Origin of the sequence: Labilibacter marinus (assembly GCF_001659685.2) — a bacterium.
GTDB lineage: Bacteria > Bacteroidota > Bacteroidia > Bacteroidales > Marinilabiliaceae > Saccharicrinis > Saccharicrinis marinus.
In genome coordinates this window covers 218,000-227,172 of the sequence record NZ_LXYE02000019.1, presented here as the reverse complement: position 1 = coordinate 227,172, position 9,173 = coordinate 218,000, and the positions used below count along the sequence as shown (strand labels likewise).

General features: G+C 35.1%; 6 protein-coding genes. 3 read left to right on the top strand and 3 right to left on the bottom strand.

All coding sequences use genetic code 11. The features are described from left to right. From A8L32_RS09025 to A8L32_RS09015, 3 genes are all read left to right on the top strand, one after another. Positions 1-741, top strand: a 741-nt coding sequence (locus tag A8L32_RS09025; RefSeq protein ID WP_158027218.1) for a BadF/BadG/BcrA/BcrD ATPase family protein, incomplete at its 5' end; no start/stop codon positions are given. Between the two features lie 22 nt (positions 742-763). Beyond that, on the top strand, positions 764-1,939 hold the full coding sequence (locus tag A8L32_RS09020; RefSeq protein WP_075590452.1) for a methyl-accepting chemotaxis protein: 1,176 nt from the start codon (positions 764-766) through the stop codon (positions 1,937-1,939). A gap of 124 nt (positions 1,940-2,063) precedes the next feature. Further along, on the top strand, positions 2,064-2,492 hold the full coding sequence (locus tag A8L32_RS09015) for a hypothetical protein (RefSeq protein WP_075590451.1): 429 nt from the start codon (positions 2,064-2,066) through the stop codon (positions 2,490-2,492). Positions 2,493-2,594: 102 nt separating this feature from the next. Here the strand turns inward: A8L32_RS09015 and A8L32_RS09010 are convergent, their stop codons facing one another. From A8L32_RS09010 to A8L32_RS09000, 3 genes are all read right to left on the bottom strand, one after another. Then, entirely contained in the window at positions 2,595-3,677 is a 1,083-nt protein-coding gene (locus A8L32_RS09010; RefSeq protein WP_075590450.1) for a hypothetical protein, read from the bottom strand. A gap of 24 nt (positions 3,678-3,701) precedes the next feature. Next, complete coding sequence (locus A8L32_RS09005) at positions 3,702-6,449, bottom strand: TonB-dependent receptor domain-containing protein (protein WP_158027217.1); 2,748 nt, start codon at positions 6,447-6,449, stop codon at positions 3,702-3,704. A gap of 431 nt (positions 6,450-6,880) precedes the next feature. Continuing rightward, on the bottom strand, positions 6,881-9,160 hold the full coding sequence (locus A8L32_RS09000; protein ID WP_075590449.1) for an inorganic phosphate transporter: 2,280 nt from the start codon (positions 9,158-9,160) through the stop codon (positions 6,881-6,883). Positions 9,161-9,173 lie beyond the last annotated feature (13 nt).

The window sequence follows — 9,173 nt, the reverse complement described above, 5'->3', positions numbered from 1 at the left end:
TTGCTCGATGAGCTTGATGAGGTAGTTCAGCAAGGACTTTTTGCTTCAGGTATTGATTATCCCGGATTATTATCCGAAATTACAGGTAAAATCAATTTAACCAAACCAGTAATGCTAGGCGTTGCTGGTGTAGGAAGTGATAATCCAATCTTTAAAGAAATGGTTCACCGCCAAACCACTGAAATGAACGCTTTAATAAATTCGTGTCAGAAGCTTTTTAAAAGCCGCGAAGAGTTGCTTGTTATGGACATAGGAACTCAGGATGTTAAGATTCTGAACTTTGCTGACATGAATTCTTCTCCTTGGATAAATACCAATAAAAGTTGTGGTGCTGGTACAGGTATGGTGTTAGTCCAAATTCTTGAAAGATGGAAACAAACCAATTCATCATTTACATTTGAAACATTAGATAATTTGGCATACGAAGCCGAAAGTGGAGAGATTATAAATACTACTTGCGGAATATTTGCGGTAACCAATGTGGTATCTGCATTAATACAGGCTTCGGATGAAAAACGTAAAGCTATATTAAGAGGTTTATATGAATATGTAGCTACTCAGGCTATAAAACTTTTGCCAAGAGAATTACAAAAGGGCGGAGAAGTTTTCTTAACTGGGGGTGTTGCTAACCATAAAACGCTTCAAAAAGTCTTTATGGAAAAGGGATTTAAACTGATTACGCCAGAAGTGGAAATTCACCCACAGTATTTGGTGGCTTTTGGTTCAGCCCTATCAGTCTGATACTATTTTAAAACTTTATATTATGGATATTTTTATTTTGGGTAATGTGCTTATTATGCTGGCAGCAGTTTTATGTTGGGGCTTGTTATATATGGCATTCAAACGCACGTTTGTTTTATTAATCGGTTCTGTATTTTTATTCGTTATTGCATCAATTGCATGTTTTGCTTTCACGGTTGGTCAAAAAGGGCTTATTCATCTAGCTTGGGCTGTACCTGTTGCCATTGTAATGATATTAAGTAGTTACTTCTTATTATCAAAAAAGGTAAAGGATCCTATTCAGCATTTAACGCATGTGATTAAATTAATGAGTAATAAAAACCTGACGGTTAATATCGACCCAAAATATTTTAATGAAAAATATGAGATAAAAGAGATTGTTGATTCTATGCAAGCATTAATTGTTTCTAATAGAGGATTAATGTCTAATTTAGATACCAGTTCTACAACGCTATTAAATTCGAGCGCTCATATTAATTCAAGTTCTCAGAGTATTAGTAATGGTGCCACGGAACAAGCTAGTGGTATTGAAGAAATTTCATCTTCAATAGAAGAGATGACTGCTAATATTCAGAATAATTCTGACAATGCCCAGGAATCCAAGAATATAAGTTTAAATGCAAATAAACAGCTTTCCTCATCTTATAAAGGGGTTGAGGAGGCTGTTGTTTTAATGAATAAAATTAATGCTGAAGTGGGGGCTGTAACGCAAATTGCGGGACAAACAAATATATTGGCGTTAAATGCGTCTATTGAGGCCGCAAAAGCTGGTGCTGCAGGTAAAGGTTTTGCAGTTGTAGCAACAGAGGTGCGTAAATTAGCTGAACTTTCAAGTGAGTCGGCTAAGCAAATTACAGAATTAGCTAAAGAGGGAGTTTTTAAAGTTAATCAGGTTATGGCAGAGATTGGTAAATTGGATAAAGAAACATCAAGATCTTCTGAATTAGTTTCTGAGGTAGCTGCTGCAAGTCAAGAAATGAATATTGGTGCAAACCAAGTTAATTCATCGGTACAAGAACTAAGTAAGGTAGTTCAGGAAAATGCTGCTTCGAGTGAGGAATTAAGTGCTACTTCGCATTCGCTGTTAGAGACTGCTCAGAAACTTGCTGATATTGTAAAAACATATGATTATAAAGAGGCTCAGATAATCTCAATTGATAGAAAACTTAAAAAAGGAAAGAGAAGTAAAACCGCTTAATTGCTGTTTAATTATATCGACACAACAACAACAATTTTAAAGTTTAATAAAAAGTATAGAATGAAAATTAGTTTTTAATTACGTATGTGGTTAAACCAAACCGCCTACTCAAAATGAAAATATTATGGTGTCGTTTAATTATAATCATAACAGTGCACATGTTGATGCAAGGTTTATTGGTGATGTAAGCCAAAGTGAGATTATTAATTTTATATATGACCTTAGGGTATGTGAGACTTACCCTTGTGATCTGAACATACTAATTGATGCTACAGATGGAGCCTTATCTATAAAACCCAATCAGTTATATAGGATATTTGAGGAGAATGCTAAGATGTTTGGAAAGTATTCTTCGTTAAGAGTGGCCTTGGTTATGAAAAGACCTTTAGATACTGCCTTAGCTTTGATATATACCAAAATAAGTAATATGGAGGATTACAAATATCAAGTTTTTAGTACAAGAAGTGCTGCTTTAGTTTGGTTGCATAATGGGTGTCAGAACGACAAGTATACAATTGGATCTAATGGTCCTAGGCCTAATGTGGCGCGCTAGATTATAATAAATACAATAAGAAATTTCTGTTTTTCCAAATCAATAAAAAGGGGCTTTGCAAACGTGCAAGCCCCTTTTGTATTTTATCAGTAATACGTTGAATTATTCAACAGGAATACCAGTAACATCAGCTGGTGAACCTTCTACTATTACATTTGCAGTTGGCCCGTCATCTTTCATATCCAATTCAACATCATAACCATCAATATAAAGACCAGTTATTGTAGCTCCTGATTCTTTTTTGAATTGTAGAGCAGTTCCTCCAGTAGAAGAAATACAAGTTACGTTAGTGAACATTGGGTTTGCATTGTCTTTATCTGCTTCAAAAGCAGTAGAAAAACCATCAATGTTATGTTTGATGTAGGTGTTCTTTACAGAACCATCCCATCCTTCTGTCCAATCTACAGCATCATCTTCGTTATCTACAAGGTAGATATTCTCTACTATGGCTGATCCACCAAAGAATTCGATACCATCATCTGCACCGTTAATCACGGCAATGTTCTCAAAAGTTGTTCCTGAACCTACAGCGTATAAAGAAACACCATTATATTGAGATTCAGAGTTGATAGCTGCACCCGTTCCTTTAATAACAAGGTAAGTTACAGAACCTGAGTTGTCAGTAGGCTCAGTTCCACCGTATCTAAAACCACCAACTTCTGCTTCTGCATTCTCTCCTGCAGTGGTAACAGCTTTACCACAAATGGTTAAACCACCCCAGTCACCTGGCTTAGCGGTTTTTGATGACATTACAACAGGTGAAGTAGCTGTTCCTTGGATGTCAATTGTTCCACCCATCATAACTGCGATATATACAGAAGTAGCTTCCGTGTTAGCATCAACTATTACTTCAATCTCTGTACCTGCAGGAATAGTAAGTTTTAAACCTTCAGGAACGATATATGCTCCGGTTAATTTGTATTTAACATTAGCATCCAATGTTACGTTATCTGTAATTGTTCCTTCTAAATTTTCAGTTGTAGGATCATCGCTTAAAGAAGCTTCTGTCCAAGTCCACCCCGATACGTCAACGGTAGCAGCATCTTGTAAACCAGAGTTGAAAGTATATTTACCTGGTTGTAACTCAGGTTTTGGATCTGGATTATCATCATCATCACAACTTGTTAGTAATGGTGCTACTAATACTCCTAATAAAAGCCAGTTTAAAAATAATAACTTTTTCATTTTCGTTTTTGTTTAAATAATAGTTTAGTTCAAATTAATTTTTACGCCTAAATTTAGGCTTATACCCTTTTTGTATGATTGTACTATAGCGGTTGAGCTAGGGCGCGATAAAGGCTCAATAACTTGAGTCTGCTCAATGGTTGGGTTTAAGAGGTTTTTACCTGTAAATTTCAATGAAACTCTTTCGGAAACCTTTTTAATCAACACTAGGTCAACTGTTACAAACCCTTTTTCTATAATTTCATTGTTAAAATATCTATCACTGTTAGTATAGTCTTCTGGTGCACCAAGTGCAAAAATTTTATCCGACGAATAGTTTGCACTCAAAGTTGATATAAACTCTTTAGGTTTATGATTATTAAAAGTTAAACTTCCGTTAAGTATAAGGTCAGAAGCACCTTGTAAATCAGAGTTTGTTTTGTTATTGTATTGAAATTCTTTCAGCAAATCTTGCTCAAACCACATTTTGGTAGCATTAAAAACTAAGCCTAAGCTTGGCTGGCCATCTTCTTCAGCTTTAATTAAATCAAATCTTCCTTCAACCTCGAAACCATAAATATTGGCCTGCTCACCTGTGTTTGCATAGTAGAAGTAACCAGATGAACCTCTCGTTTGAGTCATATTTATAGGATCGTTAATAATTTTATAGAAAGCTGTAGCAGATATTAGTTGTCCTCTTGATGGGAACATCTCATATTTTAAATCGAAATTATAGTTGTCCGATTTTTGTAGATTCGGATTACCTTTAGTAACACGACCCGTCGGAGATACGTACTCAAAAGGAGCTATTTCTTTAAATTCTGGTAATGTTATTGTTTTGCTTGTAGCAAAACGAAGTGCACTCTTGTCGTTTAAATTATATTTTAAATTGAGCGCTGGTAAAAAATTATTATAATTGTTGGTAACTGAGCCAATGCGACTTTCTCCAGTTTCAGGGTTAATATAGTTAGCCACGTCCCATGCTACATTAATTTTGTCAACTTCATAACGTGCACCAATGTTGATAGCTAATTTATTAACATCGTAAGTAAAGTTGGCAAACCCACTATAAACCGAAAGATCTGCGTTATACAAGTCGGAATTTCTATTTTTTATTTGTAACGAACCATTATTGTAAAGTTCTTCATCTAAAAGAACTTCATCCATATTGTCGATGGATTCAAACTGAACACCTTTACCTTTAACTCCAACAAATAAAGAATTAAAGTCTCTTGACTTATTTCTGAAATTTGCACCTACATCAACCTTTATTAACTTATTGTCCTCGTCAATAATTTTAATTTCATCCTTAAGGTATCCGTTAAGCTCGTTATCATTTATTCCTTGAGTTGATTTCCTTTGTTGGAAATCTCCAACGTGAGCGAATTGGTTGTACGAGTTATACATATTTGCCTCGTTACGAATTCGATTGGGCTCTTCGGCATTTACCGTGTTGTATCCCAAGGCCCATTTCACTGTATTATTACCTAAAGTATGTGTACCCAAAAGTTGATTGACAAAAATACTTGTTTGCTTAAGGTTTTGATCTCTCACAAATGCTTCAGTTTCTTTCGGATCCTGATCATATACAAAACCATTCCCATTTCTTCCTTGCTCGTAATTGATATCTGTTGTTTTGTGAACGTAGAGGCTATTGAATGATAATATATTATTGATATCGAAATCGTATGTTAGGCTCGCTAATGCTGTTGTATTATACTCTGTTTGAAATTGCTCTACATCATCAAAGGATGTGTTTAATACATTGGAACGATAACTCTTAAACTCACCTATGTAATAATCTGATGAAGCTGTCTGAGAAAGAGAACCAAAAAATGATAGTTTATCTACTTTACCACCTCCTGCTAAAGAAACACCATAATTTAAAGGCATTTTTTTTGTAGTTGTATTCCAGCTTTGCTGAGTGATTGCATCTTTGGTATTGTATGGAGCGCTATAATAACCTAAAGTTTGGTCGTTATAGTTTTGAGAGGCCTTAAAGTCACTGAAAACACCATTTGTAAATACGTTTGTGTTTGCGCCTCCTGCAACACCTAAAGTTACTTTACGGGCAGTCGTTTTTGTGCTGATGTCAACAATACCTGATGTTTGATCTGCATAACCATCCGGACTGTATGTTTTACTAATCCCAACGTTTTTTATTACACCCGTTCCAAACAAGTTAAGGTCAATGTTTTTCTTCTCCACATCATCAGAAGGAACAGGTAATCCGTTAAGAGTTGTGGTTAAGTAACGGTCTCCAAGACCACGAATATATACATCGCCAGAACCTTCACTTTTAGTAACTCCTGATATTTTTGAAGTAGCATCAGAAGCATCGGAAACACCTAATGTTGCCATTCTTTTTGCTCCAATACTTTCTTTAATGATAGAGGCTTTCTTTTGTTCCATCATTAGGTAATTCTCAGACTCTCGGTTTGCTTTAGCAACAACTGCTACTTCTGCAATATCCATGGTAGCCTCAGCTAGTTGAATATTTAATTCAGTTTCTTTACCTGCTGTAATAACTACGTCGTTAAATACTATAGGATCGTATGAAATATACTGCACTCTTATTGTATATGTACCAGCGTCAAGTGCTGGCATAATATATTCTCCCATGAAGTTAGTAATGGTTCCAGTTGTGGTTCCATCAATAACTACTGCTGCTCCTACTAGTTCTTCACCTGTGTTTTTATCGGTGATTTTCCCTTTTAAAAAACCTTGCTGTGCAATTCCTGTTCCCATTCCAACCATTAAGAACATAACTACAGCAAATAACTTCTGTCTCATTTTTATTTCTTTTTGCATTCGAGACTCATTAATTTTCCTTCCCGTGTGTATAAGGTTGAAATTGTATAATGAGTGCTTTGTTTTGTAATTATTACTTTAAAACTCGCCAGCAAAAATATGTCTTGACTGTGATGGAACCGATAAGTAAATATTAAGGGTATATGAAGTATTGATTAATGTAGGAAAGAGTGAAGTGGGTTGATATTGAGTAGTGTATGTGTTTTATCTGATAAAATACAATGTTAAAAAATAGACCAGTTAACATTTTAATAATACTGCAGTAACTTTAACAAAGTATTGAAGCTTTATTACCTATTTTCGTTGTCTAGTTTTTGTAAAAGTGAAACGTGTTTTCTGAAATATTTAGGTATTTTATATGCATTTCATCATACCAAAATACAGTAAGCTTTAGTGGACTATACTAATATCAACTATCTGCTAATTGTATTGGTATGGAAATCGCGATGCGACTTAAGTAGGTTTAGTGTATAATGGATGAGGTTTTTAGATTCCGCATAACATTCTAAGAGAAGAATGCTAGAGCGCGTTTTACCATCACCATCCATGATTCTTTTAATCTGTTTAGTTCTTAAATCCTCAATTAGTGCAACGATGTACTTTTGCTTTTCAACCATCTCAGGTACCGAGCTGAAACGTTTTTCTTTTTCAATATGAACCAAGAAGTTGAAGAAGCTCATAATTTCTTCCAAAAGTAATAATACATCTTCTTTCTGTGTGTCAGATAAACCTTTGTGTTGATTCTCTATATGGTTGTAAATAGGTTCAGCAATCTGAATTAAAGTATTAGAAAGCTCTCCCAAATAATCAATGGCCTGTATAAAGTAATGGCCCGAATCAAAAGTTTCAGTATCCATGCTAGAAAAGCTATTGAATAAATCTCGCTTTATCGATTTGGATACTTTTTGTAGATACTTACTTTTTTCGCAAGTTTCCTTTACTTGTTTTTCATCATCTTCAACAAACCCTTGAATGATGAGTATATATATTTTAGATGTTTCAAGAATGTGTTTTCTTATTCTTTCATTGCCCGCATCTAATAAATTGTCAATGTCGCTGGCAATCTGTTTAGTTCTTTCATCCTTAAGTTCTATACGCTGTAGCCTAGCTTTTTTATGTATTGTGTTGGTTCGGTATATAACGATGCAAACTGCTATTAAGAGTGGAATTATTGCGTAAATATTACCCCACCAAATAAATACGGTAATTATAAACGCACCAACAAAACCTGCACTGGCTGTAATAAACCATCCTCCTAAAACGGATAAAACTCCAGAGATTCTGTATACAGCACTTTCTCTACCCCAGGCCTGATCTGCCAATGAAGTGCCCATGGCTACCATAAAAACTACAAAAGTGGTGGATAGTGGAAAATGTAAATAGGTGCCGATGGTAATTAATATACTTGCAACTACTAGATTAACGCTAGCTCTAACTGTGTCAAAATATACTACGGCGGCATCCGAGTCCTGTTCAGCATCCTCAATGTTACGCTCATATCTGTTAGAAAAAAAATCTACCCATTTAACAGGCATGTTTCTTCTGGTGTAATTATATAAGCTTAAAAAACTTTTAACTAAAGTTCGCGATAGTTGTGATGGTTCAAATTCTTCTTGACCAGCATCTTGCTTTCCTAAGTATAATTCCGTATTGGTTACAGTTCTTGCCTTTTTTGAATAAAAAAGAGTGATCACCATAATTAAACCTGAAGCAAAATATATGAGGCGGTACGAACTACTCTCCCAAAGTGTGTTATTTAAAACGCCTCCTTGCCAAATATTCATCAACAGCATACTTGGATTACTAAGTCCTGATTGCTTAAATACATTAACGCCTTCAAAAGCGGATAGAGGAACGCCGATAAAGTTAACAAGGTCGTTAGCTGCGAATGATAGTGCTAAGGCAAACGTTCCGCAAAACACTACAATTTTAGGAATGTCTGCATTAAACACATAAGCTAGCAATGTAAATAAAGTAAAAGCGATTGCGAAGAACACTAAAAGTACCAGTGCTAGACTTTCGTGAACCAATAGATCTATATAGCCTGTTAAGTAATTAGCAAATGCGATATCTTTTTTGAGCAGAAGAAAGACAATAGAGGTAAGTGCAATTGCTCCTGCTAATGAGAACATAATTTTAAATCTTCCACGATATCTGAAGGTGAAAATATTACGTGCAACAAATTGAACCAGTGAGCCTGTTGCAAACGCAAGTATGATGGATATTGTAATACCTGCTAAAATTACCAATACTCGTTGTGTGTTGATTAGATCGGTTATTACCAAACCGTCAGGATTTTCGCCACTTATAATAATAAGTCCCATGGCTAAGGCCCCACCTAATAGTTCAAATACAATAGCAATGGTTGTTGAGGTAGGAAATCCAAAGGTGTTAAAAAGATCTATTAATATGATATCGGTTATCATAACGGCTAGAAATACCACCAATAACTGATTGAGATAAAAGTTCTCAGGATAGAAAATACCTTTTCTGGCCACTTCCATCATATCTCCTGAAAAACCAGCGCCTAGCAATAAGCCTGCTCCAGCAACTATATAAATATAATGTCGCTTAGCCACGTTGGAACCAATAGCTGAGTTTAAAAAATTCACAGCATCATTCGAAACTCCAACTACCAGGTCAACAATACCTAGGGCTAATAATACAACTATTATAAAATATAGGTAATCCATTCAATTTTATTTA